Annotated in this window: 20 protein-coding genes; 7 read left to right on the plus strand and 13 right to left on the minus strand. The window is 34.8% G+C overall.

Features of this window, described 5'->3' with window-relative positions:
- Positions 1-29 precede the first annotated feature (29 nt).
- Genes AC2CGR_RS25345 through AC2CGR_RS25355 form a run of 3 tightly spaced genes read right to left on the minus strand, consistent with a single transcriptional unit; the run spans position 30 to position 2,923 of the window.
- Positions 30-851: an ABC transporter ATP-binding protein gene (locus AC2CGR_RS25345; RefSeq protein WP_087967087.1), complete on the minus strand. Its 822-nt coding sequence runs from the start codon at positions 849-851 to the stop codon at positions 30-32.
- A 12-nt stretch (positions 852-863) separates the two neighbouring features.
- A complete protein-coding gene (locus AC2CGR_RS25350; RefSeq protein WP_000760067.1) occupies positions 864-1,922 on the minus strand; it encodes a FecCD family ABC transporter permease in 1,059 nt (352 codons plus the stop codon).
- On the minus strand, positions 1,919-2,923 hold the full coding sequence (locus AC2CGR_RS25355) for a FecCD family ABC transporter permease (RefSeq protein WP_001976134.1): 1,005 nt from the start codon (positions 2,921-2,923) through the stop codon (positions 1,919-1,921). Before AC2CGR_RS25355 ends, AC2CGR_RS25350 begins: the two co-directional genes overlap by 4 nt.
- Before the next feature lie 172 nt (positions 2,924-3,095).
- Between AC2CGR_RS25355 and AC2CGR_RS25360 the strand changes: the two genes are divergently transcribed.
- Positions 3,096-4,049, plus strand: a complete 954-nt coding sequence (locus AC2CGR_RS25360) for an ABC transporter substrate-binding protein (RefSeq protein WP_087967089.1) — start codon at positions 3,096-3,098, stop codon at positions 4,047-4,049.
- A gap of 381 nt (positions 4,050-4,430) precedes the next feature.
- On the plus strand, positions 4,431-5,816 hold the full coding sequence (locus tag AC2CGR_RS25365; RefSeq protein ID WP_000338322.1) for a peptide MFS transporter: 1,386 nt from the start codon (positions 4,431-4,433) through the stop codon (positions 5,814-5,816).
- A 41-nt stretch (positions 5,817-5,857) separates the two neighbouring features.
- On the opposite strand, the gene AC2CGR_RS25370 is transcribed toward AC2CGR_RS25365, so the two are convergent.
- Both AC2CGR_RS25370 and AC2CGR_RS25375 read right to left on the minus strand, forming a co-directional pair.
- Positions 5,858-6,037 (minus strand): acid-soluble spore protein H, encoded by a 180-nt coding sequence (locus AC2CGR_RS25370; RefSeq protein WP_000382683.1) that lies wholly within the window; start codon positions 6,035-6,037, stop codon positions 5,858-5,860.
- A 189-nt stretch (positions 6,038-6,226) separates the two neighbouring features.
- Positions 6,227-6,514: an ArsR/SmtB family transcription factor gene (locus tag AC2CGR_RS25375; RefSeq protein WP_000081427.1), complete on the minus strand. Its 288-nt coding sequence runs from the start codon at positions 6,512-6,514 to the stop codon at positions 6,227-6,229.
- A gap of 811 nt (positions 6,515-7,325) precedes the next feature.
- Here AC2CGR_RS25375 and AC2CGR_RS25380 point away from each other — a divergent pair.
- Positions 7,326-8,945, plus strand: a complete 1,620-nt coding sequence (locus tag AC2CGR_RS25380) for an L-lactate permease (RefSeq protein ID WP_087967092.1) — start codon at positions 7,326-7,328, stop codon at positions 8,943-8,945.
- Positions 8,946-8,984: 39 nt separating this feature from the next.
- Here AC2CGR_RS25380 and aspA read toward each other — a convergent pair whose 3' ends face one another.
- The 3 genes from aspA to gloA2 form a co-directional block, all read right to left on the minus strand.
- Positions 8,985-10,418, minus strand: coding sequence for an aspartate ammonia-lyase (aspA, locus tag AC2CGR_RS25385; RefSeq protein WP_029437426.1), 1,434 nt, complete (start codon positions 10,416-10,418; stop codon positions 8,985-8,987).
- Between the two features lie 161 nt (positions 10,419-10,579).
- Entirely contained in the window at positions 10,580-11,878 is a 1,299-nt protein-coding gene (locus AC2CGR_RS25390) for a hemolysin family protein (protein WP_087967095.1), read from the minus strand.
- A gap of 107 nt (positions 11,879-11,985) precedes the next feature.
- Positions 11,986-12,372, minus strand: coding sequence for an SMU1112c/YaeR family gloxylase I-like metalloprotein (gene gloA2, locus AC2CGR_RS25395; protein WP_087967096.1), 387 nt, complete (start codon positions 12,370-12,372; stop codon positions 11,986-11,988).
- A gap of 91 nt (positions 12,373-12,463) precedes the next feature.
- On the opposite strand from gloA2, the gene AC2CGR_RS25400 reads away from it, so the two are divergent.
- The 3 genes from AC2CGR_RS25400 (at position 12,464) to AC2CGR_RS25410 (ending at position 16,343) form a co-directional block, all read left to right on the plus strand.
- A complete protein-coding gene (locus AC2CGR_RS25400; protein ID WP_087967098.1) occupies positions 12,464-13,642 on the plus strand; it encodes a NupC/NupG family nucleoside CNT transporter in 1,179 nt (392 codons plus the stop codon).
- 187 nt (positions 13,643-13,829) lie between these two features.
- Complete coding sequence (locus AC2CGR_RS25405; protein WP_327918740.1) at positions 13,830-14,846, plus strand: LCP family protein; 1,017 nt, start codon at positions 13,830-13,832, stop codon at positions 14,844-14,846.
- Positions 14,847-15,080: 234 nt separating this feature from the next.
- Entirely contained in the window at positions 15,081-16,343 is a 1,263-nt protein-coding gene (locus AC2CGR_RS25410; protein WP_087967102.1) for a VanW family protein, read from the plus strand.
- 48 nt (positions 16,344-16,391) lie between these two features.
- Here AC2CGR_RS25410 and AC2CGR_RS25415 read toward each other — a convergent pair whose 3' ends face one another.
- Positions 16,392-16,664, minus strand: a complete 273-nt coding sequence (locus AC2CGR_RS25415; protein WP_048552733.1) for a hypothetical protein — start codon at positions 16,662-16,664, stop codon at positions 16,392-16,394.
- 15 nt (positions 16,665-16,679) lie between these two features.
- Positions 16,680-17,198: an RNase A-like domain-containing lipoprotein gene (locus tag AC2CGR_RS25420; protein ID WP_000822712.1), complete on the minus strand. Its 519-nt coding sequence runs from the start codon at positions 17,196-17,198 to the stop codon at positions 16,680-16,682.
- A 398-nt stretch (positions 17,199-17,596) separates the two neighbouring features.
- On the opposite strand from AC2CGR_RS25420, the gene AC2CGR_RS25425 reads away from it, so the two are divergent.
- On the plus strand, positions 17,597-18,145 hold the full coding sequence (locus AC2CGR_RS25425; RefSeq protein ID WP_029437419.1) for a TVP38/TMEM64 family protein: 549 nt from the start codon (positions 17,597-17,599) through the stop codon (positions 18,143-18,145).
- Between the two features lie 63 nt (positions 18,146-18,208).
- Here AC2CGR_RS25425 and AC2CGR_RS25430 read toward each other — a convergent pair whose 3' ends face one another.
- The 3 genes from AC2CGR_RS25430 to AC2CGR_RS25440 form a co-directional block, all read right to left on the minus strand.
- Complete coding sequence (locus AC2CGR_RS25430; protein ID WP_029437418.1) at positions 18,209-19,909, minus strand: M4 family metallopeptidase; 1,701 nt, start codon at positions 19,907-19,909, stop codon at positions 18,209-18,211.
- A 168-nt stretch (positions 19,910-20,077) separates the two neighbouring features.
- Positions 20,078-20,209, minus strand: coding sequence for an NprX family peptide pheromone (locus AC2CGR_RS25435; RefSeq protein WP_000735750.1), 132 nt, complete (start codon positions 20,207-20,209; stop codon positions 20,078-20,080).
- A 1-nt stretch (position 20,210) separates the two neighbouring features.
- A complete protein-coding gene (locus AC2CGR_RS25440; RefSeq protein ID WP_087967107.1) occupies positions 20,211-21,482 on the minus strand; it encodes a tetratricopeptide repeat protein in 1,272 nt (423 codons plus the stop codon).
- Positions 21,483-21,635: the final 153 nt, after the last annotated feature.

The raw sequence follows: 21,635 nt of genomic DNA on the forward strand, positions 1-21,635 counted from the left end.
AGACGATGAACCCCTCATCGTCTTTTTCATTATCTCATTGCCTGAGCAACCTCTTTACGTACACGTCTTCCTTTTCCATGCGGGATACAAAGTGGCGTTCCAAATAACGGATCCGTACTGATTTGACACTCCATTCGGAATACATCACGTACTAGCTTCTCATCCACTACTTCTTCAGGTTTACCTTGTGCATATATTTGTTTATCTTGAATGGCTACAATATTGTCTGCATAACGACATGCTAAATTTAAATCGTGTAATACCATGACAATTGTTCTTTGTTCTGTTTCATTTAATTCGAATAATAAATCAAGCACTTCAATTTGGTGAGTCATATCTAAATAGGTAGTAGGCTCATCCAATAAAATAATATCTGTATCTTGTGCAAGCGTCATTGCAATCCAAGCACGTTGACGTTGTCCACCTGAAAGAGCATGTACATCACGCTCAGCAAATTCTGTCATCCCTGTTGCTGCAAGTGCTTTCTGTACCATTTCCTCATCTTTTTCTGACCATTGCTTCAGCCATGTTTGATACGGATAACGTCCTTGCTTTACAAGTTGCAATACTGTAAGCCCTTCTGGCGCTTGCGGTCCTTGCGGTAAAATTGCCATTTGACGAGCAATTTGCTTCGTTTGCATACTTTGAATAGCTTGATTATCTAACAAAATATCACCATTTGTTGGCTTTAATAATCTAGCTAGTGAACGTAATAAAGTTGATTTCCCGCAACCATTAGAACCAATGAAGATTGTAATTTCGCCTTTTGGAATTTCTAAATTCAACTCATCAATAATAATTGTTTCACCATAAGACAACGTCAAACGTTTCGTCTCCAATGCTTTTTGCATATTCATCTCCCTTTATGAATTCCGACTTTTATAAAGTAAATAAATAAAATAAGGTGCACCAATTGCTGATGTAAATACCCCTGCTGGAATTTCAAGTGGGGTGAAAACTGTACGCCCAATTAAATCTGCAGCAAGTACTAAAATTGCACCAACGATTGCCGCAACTGGGAGTAATGCACCATATAAAGAACCAACTAGTCTTCGTGAAATATGAGGTGCCATTAAACCGACAAATCCAATTCCTCCAGCAAAGGCAACTGCTCCACCAATTAAAGCTGTACTCAGTAATAACATGAATATGCGCGATTTCGTTAAAGGAACACCAAGTCCTACCGCAATATCATCCCCTAGCTCTTGCGCATTTAAATGTCTAGCAGCTATAAACGATATTACCGTTAAAATGAGAACCCACGGCGCAAGTACCATGACGTTTTGCCATGAAGATCCATAAACAGTACCTGTAATCCATACATTCGCTTGACTCGCTTGGTAAATTGGCGCTAACAACATAAACAAAGTCGTTGCCGCTTTCGTTAATGCCCAAAACCCAACACCAATTAAAACAAGGCTAATCGGTGATAACCCGTCATTTCTCCATGCAAATAAATATACAAAAAGCGCTACAATCGTTGCACCAACAAAGGCTGCTAGCGGCATATAATGAATGCTTACGGTTAGCGCATTATTTTTATCACTAAATATAGCTAAAAATAATACAACTGCAACACTTGCACCACCTGTAATCCCGATGATATCAGGAGAAGCCAGTGGATTTCGAACGAGACCTTGTAAAATACATCCTGCTACAGCAAGTGCAATTCCTACAAGGATGGCAATTAAAATACGCGGCATACGAAACTTATTTACAACCATATTGGACATCGCATCGCCATTTCCAGTGATTGCTTGCCATACATCATAAGGAGCAATTTTCATATCTCCCATACCTGCACTCGCAAAAAATAATCCTATTAAAACAACTAGTAAACTGAATAAGACGAGACAAGCTCGTTTATACATTAAAAACGAGAGCCCGCCTTTTCCTATACGAAACGGAATATACTTCTTCATTTGCTAAGCCCTCTCTTACGTGCAATATAAATAAAGAACGGTGCACCAATAAATGCTGTCATAACCCCTACTGGTACTTCTTGTGGCATAATGACATATCTTGCTGCTATATCAGCTAAAATCAATAGTATTGCACCTAACAAGCCGCTATACGGTATTCTCCATCTGTGATCTACTCCAACAAGAAACCTGGAAAAATGCGGAGTAATAATTCCAATAAATCCAATTGGACCAGCAACAGCAACTGAACCACCAGATAACAGGACAATAATAAGTAAAACGAATGATTTCATTAAAATTGTTCTTTGCCCAAGTCCTTTTGCAACGTCTTCCCCCATCATTAATGTATTTACTTTCCCTGCCATCATAATAGATGCAATCCAGCCTATTAATAAATACGGGAATACAGATTGTAAAATTTCTAACTTTCTTCCTTGCACAGATCCGGCAAGCCAAAATAATACTTCTTCAAGCGCCTTTTCATTTAAAACAAGTAATCCTTGTGTTAATGATGAAAATAACGCACTAATTGCGACCCCCGCTAATGTTAATTTAAGAGGCGTTGTCCCCTCTTTTCCTAAAGAACTAGAAGCAAATACAAGTACAGCTGCAACTGCTGCCCCCAAAAAGGCAATCCACGTGAAAGCTGATAGTGATGTCACGGAAAAAATAACAATTGCTACAACTATGAAGAAAGCAGCACCTGAATTTAATCCAATAAAATCTGGAGAAGCAAGTGGATTCTTCGTTAAAGTTTGCATAAGACAACCTGCAATGGCTAAACTAGCACCAACACTCGCTGCAATTAATGCTCTTGGTAGACGCACATTTTGAATAATAATATGTTCATTGGACCCATTAAAATGGAAAAAAGCATCTAACGCTAATTTCCAACTCGTATTTGTATATCCGAAAATAATACTTCCCCAAATACAAGTAATGACTGCAATGATTCCAACAAATAATCCAATCCATTTTGCTTGATTTGTTTTTAATAACATGCAGCGTTTCCCCTTCAATGTATAATGATACGTTGTAAGTGTATTTCAACTTAATTCTCATTGTCAACGGAAATGAGAATTATTTTCAACCGTATATATTGACAATCAAAAGATAAAGGCTTAATATCATGCTTGCTATTGAAAAAAATTCTCACTATGTAGGGGGTACATAATGAATTTCATGCCAAAGAAATCGTTTACAGTATTTGTATTTTTATTAGCCTTTTCACTACTTTTAAGTGCTTGTGGAAAATCAAATACGAAAGAAGATACAAAAAAAGAAATGATTACAGTTGAACATGCAATGGGTAAAACAGAAGTTCCTGCTAATCCAAAACGTGTAGTTATTTTAACAAACGAAGGAACTGAAGCTTTACTTGAGCTAGGTGTGAAACCAGTTGGGGCTGTAAAATCTTGGACTGGTGATCCGTGGTATCCACATATTAAAGATAAAATGAAAGATGTAAAAGTTGTTGGTGATGAAGGACAAGTGAACGTAGAAACTATCGCTTCTTTAAAACCAGACTTAATTATCGGTAACAAAATGCGTCACGAAAAAGTGTACGAGCAACTAAAAGCAATTGCACCTACTGTGTTCTCTGAAACATTACGCGGTGAATGGAAAGATAACTTCAAGTTTTATGCGAAAGCATTAAATAAAGAAAAAGAAGGCCAAAAGGTTTTAGCTGATTACGATAAACGTATGAAAGATTTAAAAGCCAAACTAGGTGATAAAGTAAATCAAGAAATCTCTATGGTTCGCTTCATGCCTGGTGATGTTCGTATTTATCATGGTGATACATTCTCTGGTGTTATTTTAAAAGAACTTGGATTTAAACGTCCTGGCGATCAAAATAAAGATGACTTCGCAGAGCGTAACGTATCTAAAGAACGTATTTCTGCAATGGATGGCGATGTATTGTTCTACTTCACATTCGATAAAGGAAACGAGAAAAAAGGCTCTGAATTAGAAAAAGAATATATCAATGACCCACTATTTAAAAACTTAAATGCAGTGAAAAATAATAAAGCATACAAAGTTGACGATGTGATTTGGAATACAGCTGGCGGTGTAATGGCTGCTAACCTACTATTAGATGATATCGAAAAACGCTTTGTTAAATAGTATTTCCTTAACCAGCTCCCCTTCTGTGGAGCTGGTTATTTTTCAATTCACTTAAATGTCACATTATTTCGTTTTGTATTTTTATTCCCAATATGTTATATTATAAAAGTAAATAGAATATACTTTCTCTATATCAGAATAAATATTTTAATCTAAATTTTCTGATTAATCACTATTTTATTTTCTTTTAGAATTCAATTATTACATTTGAAAACGCTTATCATCTCGTTTTCAGGGCAAAATACAGTAACGGTCGAAGAACAATAGAAATTTTTTAGAAATTTTCTTTCTATTTCCATATAATTCTATTGACTTCTAAATATTTTGTAAATTAAAATGATTACATAAATATCCGTTATACAGGATTAGGGGGAAACAAAAATGGATGCAGCTTTAAAATTAGACAAAGCTGGAGAGCAACAATCACCAAAAAAACATCCACCAGGATTGTACTTGTTGTTCTTAACAGAAATGTGGGAAAGATTTAGTTATTATGGAATGCGTGGCCTTTTAGTTCTTTATTTAACGACTGCTGCGGTTAGTGGCGGGTTAGGATTTGATAAGGCGTTTGCAGTGCAATTATATGGTACTTTTACAGCGGCAGTATATTTCATGCCAATTATAGGTGGATGGCTAACGGATCATTATATTACAAGACGTCATGCCATTACTCTCGGCGGAATTATTATGGCAATCGGCAACTTTGTACTATTCTCAATGAATACAAAAACAGGACTATTTCTAGGATTAATACTATTAGTTATTGGTAATGGGTTCTTCAAACCAAATATTTCTACACTGTTAGGTGAATTGTATAGTGAAAATGATTCACGTCGTGACAGTGCATTTACTATCTTCTATATGGGTATTAACGTAGGTGCTTTCTTCGCTCCACTTATTTGTGGATTTTTAGCAGAAGATTTCTTTAAAACAAGCGTTGATGGCGTTATGGTTATGGGATATAAATACGGATTCTTAGCAGCTTGTATCGGTATGATTATTGGACAAATTGTTTTCAACTTATTAGCTCCTCGCTATCTTGGTACAGCAGGAACAACAGTTGTTGGTAAAAAAACAAAAAATCAACCTGCAGTCGAAAAGAAACCTTTAACAAAACAAGAAAAAAACCGCACTTGGGCAATTGTAATTTTAACTTGTTTCGTAGTATTCTTCTGGGCAGGCTTTGAACAAGCTGGTAGTTCTTTAACACTTTATACAGATAAATTTGTTGATCGTACAATTTTTGGATGGGAAATTCCAACATCTTGGTTCCAATCCGTTAATCCAGCGTTCATCGTACTCCTTGCACCATTCGTATCTATGCTATGGTTAAAACTTTCTAAATCAAAGCGTGGCGATTTAAAAATACCAACAAAAATGGCATTTGGTATGATTTTATTAGGTATAGGTTACCTTGTTTTAACATTAGCGGTTCTAAAAACTGGAAGTAGTGAAGCTGATATAACTGTTAAAGCAAACTTATTATTCATCGTTATCACTTATATGTTCCATACAATTGGAGAACTATTCTTATCACCAATCGGTCTATCAATGGTAAGTGCAATTGCACCTGTTAAATTAGCATCATTACTAATGGGTGTATGGTTAGCTGGTTCAGGTATGGCTAACTGGTTAGCTGGTAAACTTGCTTCCTTTACACAATCATTAGGATACCTTGAAGTATTTGCAAGTATTGGCATTATCGTTATCGTCTTAGGACTTGTACTCCTTCTCTTCTCTAAAAAAGTTGCGAGTATGATGGAATAATACAAAAACAGACGCTTCTAAAATCAGAAGCGTCTTTTCTATTACTTCTCCTCTAAAGCCGTCACGTTCACGTGAACGCTTTCTCCAGGATTAGATACATCATACACTTGAGCAACCCCGCTCTGCTCGTCACAGCTCTCAATCCATACTGGTACGCCCTCATATGTAACGTCAATTCTACTTGAAGAAGATAAAATTTGTTTCACACGTTTTACATCCATACTACCATTCCTCCTTTTACTTGCTACACTCCTTTCTATCTTTTCTTTTCCCTTTAGAATATATTCCATATAGCAGCATGTTAATTAATAGCCTTTTCTTCCTTACATTCCAACATTTTCTCATGTTACCTTTCTGACAAATAAAAAAAGACGTATATCCCATACGTCTTTTTCCATAATATTCAAATTTTAAGAAAATAATGTTTTTACTACTTCACTTACTTTATCATTATGAATTTGATAATACACTTCTAGTCCTCGTCGTTCAAAGCGTACTACTTTATTTTGTTTTAATTTCGTTAAATGTTGCGAAACTGTTGATTGCGGAATTTCTAACACTTCCTGTAATTGTGTTACATTACAAGTTCCGCGCTGCATTAGTTCCATTACTAGGCGTAGACGCAACGGATGCGCTAACGCTCTTAACATTTGTACATCTTCTTCTGAAATATGACATTCGAATTGATTTTGGCTCATAAAGTTCCCCTCATTTTCGTTTTTATTTTCTTTTTATTTATTTATATATCTGTTCTTATATTTCCTGTTACGACATAACTTTATCAACCTATAAAGCTGAAAATTTTTTCCACCTTAACCAGCAAAGAACTCCGGAAAAATTCCTTGCTGATTTTGAATATTATACTATATGATATAACGAAAAAGCAAAACAACGGGCTGCAAATACTTTGCTTGCAAACGTTGTTTTATCAGGCTTTTTGTTATATTTTCACCTCATTGCAACGTGCAGTAATGATATTGTAAAATACCGTCTATAATTGATAACCTATCGTAACGTATTTGGGTTATATTTAACCTCTTTGTTACGCTAAAAGGAATTTTCAGTAAAAAGAGCTGCCGTAACATTAAATATTAACTTATTACTTTTTAATTAATATTCAATCGCTTGAACTATGATGGAACACTTCCTATTAAGTACATTTACTGTCCCACCCCTGACCTGATCAAATGGGACAAGCGGTACATTCTGCAGCTCTATATTCGATACAAAGACGGTCTCTACTATAGAGCTGTAGCATCAATACTGTATAAACAACTACAAGAAAAGAATATGCAAATCCTTTATCCCGCCCACTCAAATAGATTTGAATGGGCTTTTTGTCTACTTTATGAACAAAGTATTTCTTTTAACACTATTATGGAATAATTATACTTTTTTACGTTGACAATAGTGTTGAAGGAGAATATACTAAGCATGTAAGTTGATTGTGAATAGTTTCACAAATAATGTGAATTTCTTCACATAAAATAGATAGGAGTTGTCATTATTATGAGTACTTGGACACAAATTTATGACCCATTAAACAATATTTGGTTATCTGCTCTAATCGCAGCACTTCCAATTTTTTGCTTCATTATTTGTTTAGTGGGATTCAAAATGAAAGGTTACATGGCTGGTCTTTACAGTGTAATTGTTGCTATTATTCTTGCTATATTTGTTTATAAAATGCCTACAACTGCAGCAGTAGCATCTGCCGGATTTGGTGTTTTATCTGGATTTTATCCAATTTGTACTATCGTTATCGCAGCTATCTTCCTTTACAAATTAACTGTTAAAACAGAACAATTCAATGTCATTCGTGATAGTATTTCAAGTATTACAAATGATCAACGTTTACAAGTATTATTAATCGCTTATTCTTTCGGCGCTTTCTTAGAAGGCGCAGCTGGTTTCGGTGTTCCAGTTGCTATTACAGCTGCATTACTTGTAGGTATGGGCTTTAATCCATTAAAAGCAGCGGGTATTTGCTTAGTAGCTAATATCGCTGGTGGTGCTATGGGGGCTATGGGTATTCCAGTTACAGTACCTGCACAATTAACTGGAATAGATGCATTAACTGTCGGTCGTCAAGCAGTTTACATTTTGCCATTCATTAGCATTGTTTTACCGTTCTTACTTGTTTCAATGGTAGATGGATTTAAAGGCATTAAAGAAACTTGGCAAGGTATTCTTGTAAGTGGTGTTTCTTTCGCAATTACTCAGTTCGTTGTAACTTACTTCTTAGGTGCAGAACTTACTAATATTTTCGCAGCCGTTGTAAGTATGATCTCTCTTGCATTATTCTTACGTGTTTGGCAGCCAAAATCTTCTGCTAAAGAAGAAAAACAAGAAGAAAAAGTATCACATACATTCAATCAAATTTTATATGCTTGGTCTCCATTCGTATTCTTAACTGCATTCGTAACAATCTTTAATTTAAAACCAATTAAAGCTTTATTTGCTCCGGATGGTCCATTAGCAAACTTAGTATTTAACATTCAATTCCCTGGTCTTCATAATCAAGTTATTAAAACTGCACCAATCACAAAAGCTGATACACCTTTCGCAGCTGTTTTCAAATTTGATGTATTCTCATCTACAACTACTGCAATTGTATTAGCAATTATCGTTTCACTTATCGTCTATCGTGTAAACGGCAAAATGATTAAAGAATTAATGATTGAAACAATAAAAGAATTAAAAGTTCCAGTATATACAATTTGTAGCGTTATCGCTTTAGCTTACGTAGAGAACTACTCTGGTATGTCATCTACACTTGGACTTGCATTCTCTTCTACTGGAAATGCATTCCCTATTCTTTCTCCAATCTTAGGATGGATTGGCGTATTCATTACTGGTTCAGTAGTATCTAGTGGTTCACTATTCGCACCACTTCAAGCAGTAACTGCCGATCAATTAAACATCGTACCATCTACTCTCGTTTCATTAAACGTAGTTGGTGGCACAATAGCAAAAATGGTTTCACCACAATCTGTAGCAGTTGCTTGTGCGGCAGTTGGACTAGTTGGTAAAGAATCGGTTCTATTTAAAACAGTGATGAAATATAGTTTAATCTTCTTAGCTATTATTAGCTTACTTCAATTAAATGCTGTATTTAATATCTTTTAAAAATAAAACACCGATCCAAATGGATCGGTGTTTTTCACATTACATCTTCTTATCCTTTAATAAAGAAGCTCCAGCAATTTCAGGATGCGTCATTTCAAATGGATCTAAAATAATATCCAATTCTTCTTCTGTCAGTACACCATGCTCTAAACATAGCTCCCTAACAGATTTTCCTGTTTCAATTGCTTCACGTGCAATACGAGATGCTGCTTCGTAACCAATATGAGGGTTCACTGCCGTAATAATTCCAACACTTTTCTCAACATATTGCTTTAGCAATTCTTCATTTGCTGTAATTCCTTTAATACAATATTCACGGAATACACGGAATCCGTTATTCATAATACTAATAGATTGAATTAAATTAAATACGAGCACAGGCTCCATTACGTTGAGCTCCAATTGTCCTGCTTCTGACGCTAAACAAATTGTATGATCATTACCAATTACTTGGAAAGCGACTTGATTAATTACTTCTGCCATAACAGGATTTACTTTACCCGGCATAATAGATGAACCTGGTTGACGAGCTGGTAATTGAATTTCCGCCAATCCAACACGTGGACCAGATGCCATAATACGAAGGTCATTCGCAATTTTAGACATGTTCATCATACATACTTTTAATGCTGCAGATACTTCTGTGTATGCATCTGTATTTTGCGTTGCATCAACTAAATGCTCTGCACCAACAAGTGGGAATCCGCTAAATGTTCGCAAGTGTTTAACCACTTGTTCAATGTAGGTAGGGTTTGCATTTAATCCCGTACCAACAGCTGTCGCCCCCATATTCACTTCATATAAATGTTGGCGAGACTGTTTAATTCTTTTTATATCACGCGCAAGCACTCGGCTATACGCTTCAAATTCTTGACCAAGACGAATCGGCACAGCATCTTGTAAATGCGTACGTCCCATTTTAATGACATGATCGAACTCTTTTGCTTTTGCACGAAAAGCAGCATGAAGTTCTTCCATTGTAATAAGAAGTTCTTCTAGCATCATAAGAGTTGCAATATGAATCCCCGTTGGAAACGCATCATTCGTTGATTGAGCCATGTTTACATGCGTATTTGGGCTGATTTTTGCATACTCGCCTTTTTCATATCCCATACGTTCTAACGCTCGATTAGCGATTACTTCATTTGTATTCATATTAATAGAAGTTCCAGCACCGCCTTGAATTGGATCTACGATGAATTGATCATGGAATTTTCCATCAACAATTTCTTGCGCTGCCTCTGCAATTTCGTGTCCAATATCTTTCGCTAAGTAACCAGTATCCATATTTGCAAGTGCCGCCGCTTTTTTTACAATTGCCATTGCTGTAATGAGTGACGGATGAATGCGATACCCTGTAATCGGGAAGTTTTCTACAGCGCGTAATGTTTGTACACCATAATAAGCTACATTCGGTACTTCCTTTTCACCTAAAAAGTCTTTTTCTATACGTATATCCTTCGTTGCTATCATTTTCATCACCTATACTTTTCATTCTAAATCCCTATTTAAAAAATTCGCCCTCTAAAAATACGAGTATCGTTCAGAAGAATTTTTCAGTGTCCACCTTCACTATATAGCACCTTTTTTGAAAGCGCAAACATTTAATTTTCTATATATACCTTTTTAAAAAATCATTCTTCTACCTTCTTTATTTCCACTCGTTTAATTTGATGCATATCTTTTTCCAGAACTTTAAAAGAAAAGCCGTGTTTTTCAATAATATCTCCTTCAGCAACGATTTGCTTTTGTACCATAATCCAGCCACCAATTGTATCTACATCATCAGCAATTAAATGTATGCCAAATAAATCATTTACTTCACTAATAAGCACTTTTCCTTCTACAATTTTACATCCTTCACTTATATGTTCTATAGGCGGGTGTTCATCTTCATCGTATTCATCTCGAATTTCTCCAACAATTTCTTCTAAAATATCTTCCAGTGTAACAATCCCCGCTGTACCGCCATATTCATCATACAACACAGCTAATGGAATGTGTTTTCTTTGCATTTGTAATAGTAAATCATGAATTGGAATATTTTCTAGCACTTCAATAACTGGTCTTGTATATGGCATAATCGAGCACTCCTCGTCCCGATTACCATCCATGTAACGAATAAACAAATCTTTTACATTAACCATCCCAATAATTTCATCTTTATCTTCACCAAATACAGGATATCTCGTGTACTTTTCTTGTGCGATTACTTTAATATGTGTTTCAAATGGTTCGTCTTCATATAAGCCTACAACTTCCGTACGAGGCACCATAATTTCCTTTGCGACTCTATTATCAAATTCAAAAATATTATTTACATATTTAAATTCCCTTTGATTAATCTCTCCGCTCTCATAGCTCTCAGATAAGATTAACCTTAATTCTTCTTCTGAATGAGCTACTTCATGTTCAGAAGCTGGATGTAATCCGAATAAACCAGTTACAACCCTTGCTGAACCGTTTAAAGCCCAAATAAACGGATACATAACTCGGTAAAAGTAAATAAGTGGCTTTGATAACAATAAGCTAACTTGCTCCGCTCTTTGTATAGCAAATGTCTTCGGAGCAAGTTCACCAATGACAACATGTAAAAATGTAATCACTGCAAAGGCAATAATAAATGAAACTGTACTGGAAATTGCAGGTGAGAATTTTAATTTTAAAAACAACGGCTCGAGTAAATGTTTAATGGTTGGTTCCCCTAACCACCCAAGCCCTAAAGCAGTAATTGTAATACCTAGCTGACAGGCCGATAAATATTCATCTAAATTTGAAGTGACCTTTTTAGCTGCCAATGCTCCTCGTCGTTTTTCACTAACGAGTTGATCAATCCGACTGCTACGTACCTTAATAATTGCAAATTCAACAGCTACAAAAAAACCTGTTAATGCAATAAGGATGACTACCATCAGTAATTTTAAAATATCCACATATGCCCTTTAGCTTTCTTAGCTAAAGTTACACCTCCTTTTAAAAAGAAGTTTCACTTTAGTTTCTTCATTTACTCAAAAGCAACCCTATATAAAATTCACCAATTTCAAACCTCATACAATTCTAAAGGTAGGCCGTCAGGGTCTTGGAAAAAGACGAATTTCTTCTCCGTTATTTCATCAATACGTATTGATTCCGTCTCAACACCACATTCGTTTAAATGCTTCACAGCTTCTTCTATATTTGTAACAGCAAATGCTAAATGTCTAAGTCCAGCTGCTTCTGGGAAACTCGGCCGCTTTGGCGGATTTGGAAATGAAAATAATTCAATTTGATACGCTTCCCCTACGCATAAATCTAACTTATAAGAATCTCTTTCCTTTCTATATACTTCATTTATCACTTTAAAACCCAATACCCTAGTATAAAAATCCTTTGACACTTCGTAATTCGAACAAATAATAGCAACGTGGTGCACTTTACTTATATTCATAATTTCTCTATTCCTTTCTTTACCAAAGATGCATATTCTCCCTTGAAATGAAAAACATATATAGCAGAATATCTCTTTTAGGGGGCTTACTATGAAATTTATTACTTTTTTCATGGGACTTATCGTTGTTTTCTTCCTTGCTTATATTGCTAGTAACAATAAGAAACATATTAAATTTAAACCTATTTTCATCATGCTTATTATACAGTTAATTTTAACCTATTTGTTATTAAATACAGAAATCGGTCTCATACTTATTCGAGTCATTTCCAGTCTGTTTACAAAGCTACTCGAGTATGCTGCTGATGGTATAAACTTCGTATTTGGCGGCCTTGCCAATAAAGGTGAAATGCCTTTTTTCCTTACTGTCTTATTACCAATTGTCTTCATTTCCGTCTTAATTGGTATACTGCAACATTTCAAAATACTACCATTTTTCATTCGTTGGATCGGTTACTTCCTCAGCAAAATAAATGGTCTTGGGAAATTAGAATCTTACAATGCTATCGCATCTGCCATTGTAGGCCAATCAGAAGTTTTTATTACGGTCAAAAAGCAATTAGCTCAAATTCCAAAACACCGTCTTTATACACTTTGTGCATCTGCTATGTCAACCGTATCTATGTCTATCGTAGGTGCCTATATGACAATGATCGAACCTAAATATGTAGTAACCGCACTCGTTCTCAATTTATTTAGCGGTTTTATTATCGTACTTATTATTAATCCCTACGACGTGAAAGATGACGAAGATATTTTAGAAATAAAAGGCGAAAAGCAAAGCTTTTTTGAAATGCTTGGAGAATACATTCTAGATGGCTTTCGAGTAGCTATCGTTGTCGGTGCTATGCTTATCGGATTCGTCGCATTAATGAGCTGCATTAATGATCTATTCCTCATTATATTCGGCATTACTTTCCAGCAATTAATCGGCTACGTCTTTGCACCAATTGCGTTTCTTATCGGTGTACCAAGTTCCGAAATTGTCTCGGCTGGTAGCATTATGGCAACGAAGCTTGTAACGAATGAATTTGTAGCCATGATGGATCTTAGTAAAATTTCTAATAGCCTTTCTCCTCGTACAGTTGGTATTATTTCTGTTTTCCTCGTTTCTTTTGCCAACTTTTCTTCTATCGGCATTATTTCAGGTGCGGTAAAAGGGTTAAACGAAGAACAAGGAAACGTTGTTGCCAGGTTTGGCCTTAAATTACTATATGGAGCTACTCTCGTTAGCATTTTATCTGCAATTATCGTAAGCATTATGTTGTAATTAGGTAAAATTTTATCATTTTCTTATTTCTATCTTTTGTATACAATAACGAATAGGTGTCTTTATAAATAATCAAGACATCTATTTTTTATACATGTACAATCGCTTTTATTTAGCGTACAATATTTTTTATGTGTTTGAATGCGCTTCTAGATGTATACACTTTGATAGTTTTAAAGGAGAAAAAATGATGAAATCCAATATGAACAAAGATACTCGAGCCAAAAAAGGACGCTCAAAGAAAAAACGCCTACTTTGGTTCCTGCTTATTCCATTACTGGTTGTAGCACTTGGAGCAGGGGGCTATTCCTTCCATATATACAGTAAAGCAAAGTCTGTGTTAAGTAATGCCTATGCTGAACTGGGCCGTGGGGATAAATCCAGCAAACGTGAAAAAGCCGTTAAACCTATGACTGATAACATTTCTGTACTCATTATGGGAGTTGATGAAAGTGAAATCAGGGACAAAAATTACGGAAAAGCAACTCGTACAGATGCGCTATTACTTGCCACAATTAATAAAAACGATAAATCTGTTAAACTTGTCAGTATTCCACGCGACTCACGTGTGTACATTAAATCACGTGAAAAATACGATAAAATTACACATGCGCACGTATTCGGCGGTGTAGACAGCACGATTGATACGGTAGAGAATTTTTTAGATGTTCCAGTGGATTACTATGTAAAATTCAACTTTAAATCCTTTATCAAAATTGTTGATTCCCTTGGTGGGATTACTGTAGATGTTCCAGTGGAGTTCACAGAACAAAATAGTAAAGATGAAGCAGATGCAATTCATCTTAAAAAGGGACGTCAACACTTAAATGGCGAAGAGGCATTGGCACTAGCAAGAACTCGTCATATTGATAGTGATTATATGCGCGGTCAACGACAACAGCTTGTTTTAGAAGCTATTGCTGAAAAGGCATTATCTCTGAATTCCATTAATAAAATCGGTGGTTTATTAGACGCTGTTGATAAAGACTTAAAAACAAATTTAACTTTTGATGATATGATGACAATTGCGAAAAATTCAATGGGTTCAAACTTAAAAATGGACAAATTGCAAGTAGAAGGTACTGATAAATATATAGGTGGTATTTATTATTACGTTCCAAACGAAAAAAGCGTCAATAATATTTCCACAACACTACAAGAACATCTCGGTGTTACGAATAAAAATGAACATAAAAAATTATAATAAAAAGGCTGCTAGAACTTTCTAGACAGCCTTTTTATTATAATTTTCAACATATTTCTTGTACATATTGTGACAAAAAGAGACAATTATTACAACAGTGTAACATATTTTATAAAAACATTACACACACAGTGAAAATAATAGTATACTAGTACGTACATAATGTTATTTTCATCATTTTTATACAAAAAATGTAATACATATATTTATACAAAAATTTCTGGGGGGAAATAAATGAAGCTAAGTAAAATACTGATCGGTTCTGCAATTACTGGAGGCATATTACTTTGTGTAGGCGGTGTTGGTGGATATCAATATGTATCCAAACTGAATAATCAATTAGATACTACTGTATTACCCAATACTACATTTGAAGGTATTTCTCTCGATGGAAAAAATAAAAAAGATATTCAAGCCATTATTGATCAAAAGATAACTGAGTTAGATCAAAAATCACTTACTTACATATTCCAAAATGATAAACAAACTTACACATGGAAAGATTTAGGGATAAATTATAAAGAAAAAGATATTATCGACAAAATCTTTAAAGAACAAGAAGGAAACGCAATGAATCGTTACAAAATGCGGAAGCAGGCTGAAAACGGTGAATTAAAACGTGACTATAAATTAACACCTCAATTAAATACAACTGCTTATGAAAGCTTTATGAAGGATAAATATAATGAAACATTAAAAGATCCTGTTAATGCAGAATTAAGTATTGAAGGCACTACAGTAAATATTAGCCAAAGTCAAAACGGAGAAAAAATCGATAAAAGAAAGTTAACCGATTTAACGAAACAGGCCATTACTTCTGGTACATCTGACGTTACATTACCAGTTACACTATTAAAACCTGAACGTTCTACAGAAGATATACAGAAAATGGGGATTAAAGAAGTAATCGCTGAATATTCAACTCCAATGGCTGGTCGTAACGGGAATCAATCCTTTAACGTAAATAAGTCAGCCAATACTTTAAGTGGCGTTATTGTCGCACCTGATGAAACATTTAGTTTTAATGGCCGCGTTGGTGTAACGGATGCTGCTCATGGTTATAAATCCGCAGCCGTATTTTCACAAGGTAAAGTTATACAAAGTGCAGGCGGAGGCGTTTGCCAAGTAAGTAGTACTTTATATAGCGCAGCTTTAAGAGCAGATTTAGGAATTGTTTCTCGAAGCAATCATTCTATGCCAGTAAATTATTTACCACTTGGGCAAGATGCAGCAGTAGCAGATTATGGTCCAGATTTAAAATTTAAAAACAATACAGGCAATCATATTTATATTCAAGCGTTTTCAAATGGAGGTAGTATTACTACACGCATTTTCGGTACAAATACTGGTAAAAATGTTGAAGTTTCTTCTCAAGTAATTAGTAGGACTAATGATAAAATAACAGCAGTTACGTATAAAAAAGTAACACAAAACGGTGAAGTGATATCTAATGGACAAATTTCAAAAAGCGTATATAAAAGCGCTTCAAAACAATAAGACACTATCAAACGAACAAATTTCAAAAATAAAAAAGGCGTGATCTACTCACGCCTTTTTCTTTTGCAATAATAATAAAAAGGTTGCAAGATGGTCTTTCGTTTCTTCTAACGACCACATACGATTCCCTTGCTTCGCAGCTAATACGCACGCCTCTTCCCAAGCATCCTTTTTCTTCATATATAATAATTCATCGCGTAATTTCAAAACAATTTCTTCGTCTTCTTGCCCTATAAACTCTTCCATCACGCCTACTATTTCATCTTCATGGATACTTAACGTACAATACGATTTGAAAAAATATTGTAATGTCGTATACATATTTACTCCCCCTTCTTATTTATCAGATGGATAAGAAGTAATGATCTTATATCCTAAATCTCCTGACTTATCTCTTGCTAAAACAGTAACAGTTTTTACTAACTTGTCTTTTACATTCATATTTTTCTTTATTACCGTTTTTCCAACTGGGAATGAATGCGTTGTATTTAATACGAGACGAGCCTCTTTAGAATTTTTTAACCAATCTTGAATTTCCTTATCATGCTGCTTCAAACTATCTTTTACAGCTTTCGTCGCTGTTTCCTTGTCATAGTATGTACTTGCTGCTGATACTTTATCTGTCTTCAAGCGATTCTTCAAATCTTCTTCTGATTTGCCTACATGTCTTTCAATCGTGTGACCATTTTTAGGTGGCCCTTCCATTTCATCTAAAATATTATCACTAATTTTTTCTACTGATGTCGATTGATTCCCTGTTTGTTTCTCTGTTTTTTGTTCTTTTCCTGCACATCCACTTAAGATCAGCATGAGTGCCAATAAACTACTCAAGAAAAGACTACTTATTCGTTTCATCATATCACCTCTTTCATGATTATTATCGTAACTCCACTAAAAGTCAATTTCACACCGAAAAAACATACACATTTTTTAAATTCCTCATCTATTTTGCCATATTACCACCTATTTTTCATAAAACCGCTATTTTTGCCTCTTACATAAATATACCCCTATGTTTTTATAATTATTTCCCAAGTTAAAACACCTATCGAAACACCAATAAAACCCTTTAAAATAGGGATTTTATTGGTGTTTTTTAAAAAAGTTAAATATACCCCTCTTCCCGTATACATAGTACCCATATAAGGTATACAGTTGGTGTTTTTTAACGTTTTTCTACATTATGTAAATTTGTACTTGCCTACACAATGGAAATATGGTGTAATGCAAAAAAAGATAAAGGATTTTAAACAATGGCTGAAACAATTCAAAACTTCTTAACAGACTATTATTCAATCGCAATTCCACTTAGTATCTTAATCAACATAGTCATTAGTCTTTTAGGTGTTATTCCTAGTATTTTTTTGACCGCTATTAACATACAGCTCTTTGGTGTAACAAACGGAACCATTATTTCGATCGCTGGTGAGGCATTAGGGGCTATTATCTCGTTTTATATTTATCGTATAGGCCTTCAGAGATTCACTCACAGCAAAGTAAATAAGTACCCAAAGGTAGAACGCCTACTTTATGTAGAAGGTAGAGAGGCCTTTCTACTCGTTCTATCGTTTCGGTTCATACCTTTCATCCCATCAAGTATCGTGACTTTATTTGCCGCTCTAGGTAAAATGTCATTACTATCCTTCAGTATTGCCAGTACGATAGGGAAAATACCGGCTTTGTTAATCGAAGTATATTCGGCCTATCATGTTATGAATGGAACAAATGAAGCAAAGTGGATTGTGACAATCGCAGGTTGTATCGGATTATATTATTTGTGGAAAAAATGGAGAAAAAAATAAAGAAGGAGCATAGGCTCCTTCTTTATTTTTGAGGTATTTTATTAATAGCTATCCTTTAGATCGTTAGTTAATACCAACAGCACTAAATGATTGCTTAACTGCTGCTACTTCCGCAGAATTTGCACCATATAAATCAGCTGCAGCTTGTACTGCACCAGCACGAGCTTGGCTAAATGTAGTAGATTGCGTGAAATATTGTGTGTTTGCACGGTAATAAATTGCACCTAACTTATCTTTACCGATACCAGTTACAGTTACACCGTAATGCGTACCGCCATTCGCTAATAAATAAGCTTGTTTATTAATAATACCACTGTTTGTATGAACCCCACCGTTATCACTTGAACCAGTGTAACGCTTAGAATAATGGTCTGGATCACCATATTTCGCTGGATCACTCATAGAACGAAGTGCATCTCCTGCTTTACCAGGCGTGTAAATATCTTCACCAATCTCCCAATCTGGGTTACGGTTATCATAGAATTCTACTAAAGTACCAAAAATATCAGAAATAGCTTCATTTAATGCGCCTGATTCATTTTGATAAATTAAATTCGAGCTATTTTCCGTAACAGCATGCGTTAATTCGTGACCAATTACATCAATACCACCCGATAAAGAAGTGAACGTTACACCATCACCATCTCCGTATACCATTTGTGATCCGTTCCAGAATGCATTATTATAATTGCTTCCGTAATGGACTGTTGATTTTAACGGTGCTCCTGCATCATTAATAGAGTTTCTATTAAATGTAGCTTTATAATAATCATATGTTTTACCTGCATAGTAATGAGCATCTACTGCCGCTGCATCATACGCTGCATTGAAAACATTATCTGCATCTGCCCATAATGTTCCTGGTAATGTCGAGCGGTTTTTCGCATCATATGTGAAAATTGTTGCTCCGCGTGTATTATCTTGCAAGTAGTAAGATGATCCAGATAACGTTGTATTAAGCGACTTCGTATCTCCTAATACACCTTTACCAGTTCCTACTTTATTTGTTCCTGTTACAGGCTTTACAACTGCTTTTGCATCTTGCTTAGGAGCCTCTTGTTTGACTGGTGACTTATCATCATTCGTCACATGATCGATTGTATTAAATTTATTTAATACTTTACCGCTTTCTGCTTCAATGAAATAGTAGTAGTTTCCTGGGCTTGGATCTAAGAAGTTTAGATTTACAACGTATGCATATGTTGTTTCCTCACCGTTTTGATATACATATAAATCCGCTTTTGGTTCTACCTCATATTTAGGTGTAACCCCTAAATCTTTTTGCGCAATTTCAATCGCTTTTGCGCCTTCGATCTTATTTTTATTTTTTAACTTTTCTTTTTTGTCTAAATCAGGTGCAACTGTTCCAGACAATACTTTTAAAGAACCATCTTTACTTACGTGAGCTACTTGTGTAGAACCCCATACAGGTACTCCTTCGTATACTTGCTGCAAACGTAATACTGTTGAATCAGTTACAGCATCTTTCTTCACTTGTTTCACTTTGAAAGAATCTTGCGCACTCTTTTCCCCTAACTTATAATCACCTTTTGCCGCGTTTAAGTAATCAAACACAACAGATTCTGCTTGCTTACCAGTTGCTCCAGTTAAATCCCCAGAAATAAACTCCGGTGACTGTACTGTCTCATTGTACTTCTTAGTAGAGAGCACATTTTTAGAATCCGCAAATGCAGAGCCTGTCCCTCCAAACGTTGTAACTGCCATTCCTGTCGCTAACACTAACGCTAAACTTTTCTTTTTCATGAATCTTCCCCCTAATAAATTATTTTTTGAAAAAGAGTAGTTTCATATTAGCATTATGTTTCCACTATTAATATACTAAAAATTCAAATAATTATTTTCTCAAGTTTTGTAGAATTTTGAGGAACAAATATTGAAAAACCCCTTTCCGGTTGGAAAGGGGTTTTTTCATTACGATTCAATTGTTTCAACTATTTGTTGTGTTCCTTGCGTCAAAACATCTGGTCTTGATGAATACTGTTCAATAAACTGTGTCAAGAATACAACCCCAATTACCATACCTAAAAACATCAACTTTTTCATATTATTTCTCCTCCCCTTTTTCCAGTAATGAAATAGTTTCTTTATAGTAGCGACTACTCTCTTCGAAGTTACGAATCCCTTCGAAATAATGTGCAATTTCTAAATATACTTGTTTTAAATACACTAAATTACCTTCACCTTTAAAAAATGGTATAGCTTCTAATTCTAGAAATTTCTTATATTCATCCGATGTGCGGAAATATTTATATTGTAAAATAATTAATAAATATAATACCCTTTTATGCTTTTCATGGCGCTGAGCAATAGAGATACCTTTTTCTATCCACTGGTTTGCTTCATCCATTTGTTTTAAATGAATGCACTGTAATGCTGTATGATATAAAGTATCTAAGTAATTATCATCTTCATGTTGATGATATTGCAAACTTTTCAAATAATATTCCTTAGCCTTTTCATATTGTTTTTGGTTACCATAGACTTCGGCAATATTACTTAATGCGATACTCATAATTACCTCATTTTCAGAAAACGAACTCGCTTCACGTAAAATACTATTGTACATATCCAAAGCCTCTTTGTACTGCCCTTGCCTTACAAAACAAATTGCAATAATAAATTGACAGTTTATCACATTACGGAATTTATATTCACTACGGAATCCCTCTATTGCAATGTTGGCAAAATGCAGAGCTTTATACGGATTTTCTAAATGACTATACGCTAATGCTAAATTATAATAAATACCATTCTCATGATAATTTAGCTCTTTCGCCATTTTTTCTGTTTCAATTAAACTCTCCAATCCTATCTTCCATTTGTTTTGTAAACAATTCAACAACGAAACATTATATGTGAATAACATTTTTTGAAACGGGGATAATTTTTTATACCCTTTTTTTAATTTATTTAATCTTTCCACTCCGTTATCAATATCACGTTTAATCATAAGATAACGTACATATAATAGCTCATAATAATTCATAATTTCAAAATCCGTTACTTGCTCTATTTGTTCTTGTAAATCAGCATATATTTGCTCAATGCGTTCTCTTTCTAAATGGACGATAGCTTTATGCCAATCCTCCAACTTCCCCTTCACATCTTCTTCTACATCTCTCAAATCCGTCACGGCAATTTCTAATCTTGCGCAGAGCAATTGTAGAATCTCTTCTGATGCTTCGATCTTTCCATTTTCGATTTTACTTAAGTATGAGACAGAACAAATGCCCTGACATAATTCTTCTTGTGTCATTTTTTGCTGTAGCCGTTTGTAAAAGACTTGTTTGCCTATTTTTTCTAATGTTTGTTGCATTGTCCTCCTCCATTCTCATTTACCCCCATTACTCTAATAATACATAAAATCTTGAGAAATATAAATTGATAAATGTTAATTTTCTAAAAAATATGCATTATTTCATTTTTTTCCCTCTTGACTACACTTTCATATCCATTCTTTGCTACGTGC

This window comes from Bacillus sp. LSHTCR4 (assembly GCF_057197025.1).

Excerpts from the sequence above, each read along its gene's own strand:
- AC2CGR_RS25345 (WP_087967087.1), bottom strand. The coding sequence starts at position 851 with ATGCAAAAAGCATTGGAGACGAAACGTTTGACGTTGTCTTATGGTGAA.
- AC2CGR_RS25350 (WP_000760067.1), bottom strand. The coding sequence starts at position 1,922 with ATGAAGAAGTATATTCCGTTTCGTATAGGAAAAGGCGGGCTCTCGTTT.
- AC2CGR_RS25355 (WP_001976134.1), bottom strand. The coding sequence starts at position 2,923 with ATGTTATTAAAAACAAATCAAGCAAAATGGATTGGATTATTTGTTGGA.
- AC2CGR_RS25360 (WP_087967089.1), top strand. The coding sequence starts at position 3,096 with ATGAATTTCATGCCAAAGAAATCGTTTACAGTATTTGTATTTTTATTA.
- AC2CGR_RS25365 (WP_000338322.1), top strand. The coding sequence starts at position 4,431 with ATGGATGCAGCTTTAAAATTAGACAAAGCTGGAGAGCAACAATCACCA.
- AC2CGR_RS25370 (WP_000382683.1), bottom strand. The coding sequence starts at position 6,037 with ATGGATGTAAAACGTGTGAAACAAATTTTATCTTCTTCAAGTAGAATT.
- AC2CGR_RS25375 (WP_000081427.1), bottom strand. The coding sequence starts at position 6,514 with ATGAGCCAAAATCAATTCGAATGTCATATTTCAGAAGAAGATGTACAA.
- AC2CGR_RS25380 (WP_087967092.1), top strand. The coding sequence starts at position 7,326 with ATGAGTACTTGGACACAAATTTATGACCCATTAAACAATATTTGGTTA.
- aspA (WP_029437426.1), bottom strand. The coding sequence starts at position 10,418 with ATGATAGCAACGAAGGATATACGTATAGAAAAAGACTTTTTAGGTGAA.
- gloA2 (WP_087967096.1), bottom strand. The coding sequence starts at position 12,372 with ATGAATATAAGTAAAGTGCACCACGTTGCTATTATTTGTTCGAATTAC.
- AC2CGR_RS25400 (WP_087967098.1), top strand. The coding sequence starts at position 12,464 with ATGAAATTTATTACTTTTTTCATGGGACTTATCGTTGTTTTCTTCCTT.
- AC2CGR_RS25405 (WP_327918740.1), top strand. The coding sequence starts at position 13,830 with ATGATGAAATCCAATATGAACAAAGATACTCGAGCCAAAAAAGGACGC.
- AC2CGR_RS25410 (WP_087967102.1), top strand. The coding sequence starts at position 15,081 with ATGAAGCTAAGTAAAATACTGATCGGTTCTGCAATTACTGGAGGCATA.
- AC2CGR_RS25415 (WP_048552733.1), bottom strand. The coding sequence starts at position 16,664 with ATGTATACGACATTACAATATTTTTTCAAATCGTATTGTACGTTAAGT.
- AC2CGR_RS25420 (WP_000822712.1), bottom strand. The coding sequence starts at position 17,198 with ATGAAACGAATAAGTAGTCTTTTCTTGAGTAGTTTATTGGCACTCATG.
- AC2CGR_RS25425 (WP_029437419.1), top strand. The coding sequence starts at position 17,597 with ATGGCTGAAACAATTCAAAACTTCTTAACAGACTATTATTCAATCGCA.
- AC2CGR_RS25430 (WP_029437418.1), bottom strand. The coding sequence starts at position 19,909 with ATGAAAAAGAAAAGTTTAGCGTTAGTGTTAGCGACAGGAATGGCAGTT.
- AC2CGR_RS25435 (WP_000735750.1), bottom strand. The coding sequence starts at position 20,209 with ATGAAAAAGTTGATGTTTTTAGGTATGGTAATTGGGGTTGTATTCTTG.
- AC2CGR_RS25440 (WP_087967107.1), bottom strand. The coding sequence starts at position 21,482 with ATGCAACAAACATTAGAAAAAATAGGCAAACAAGTCTTTTACAAACGG.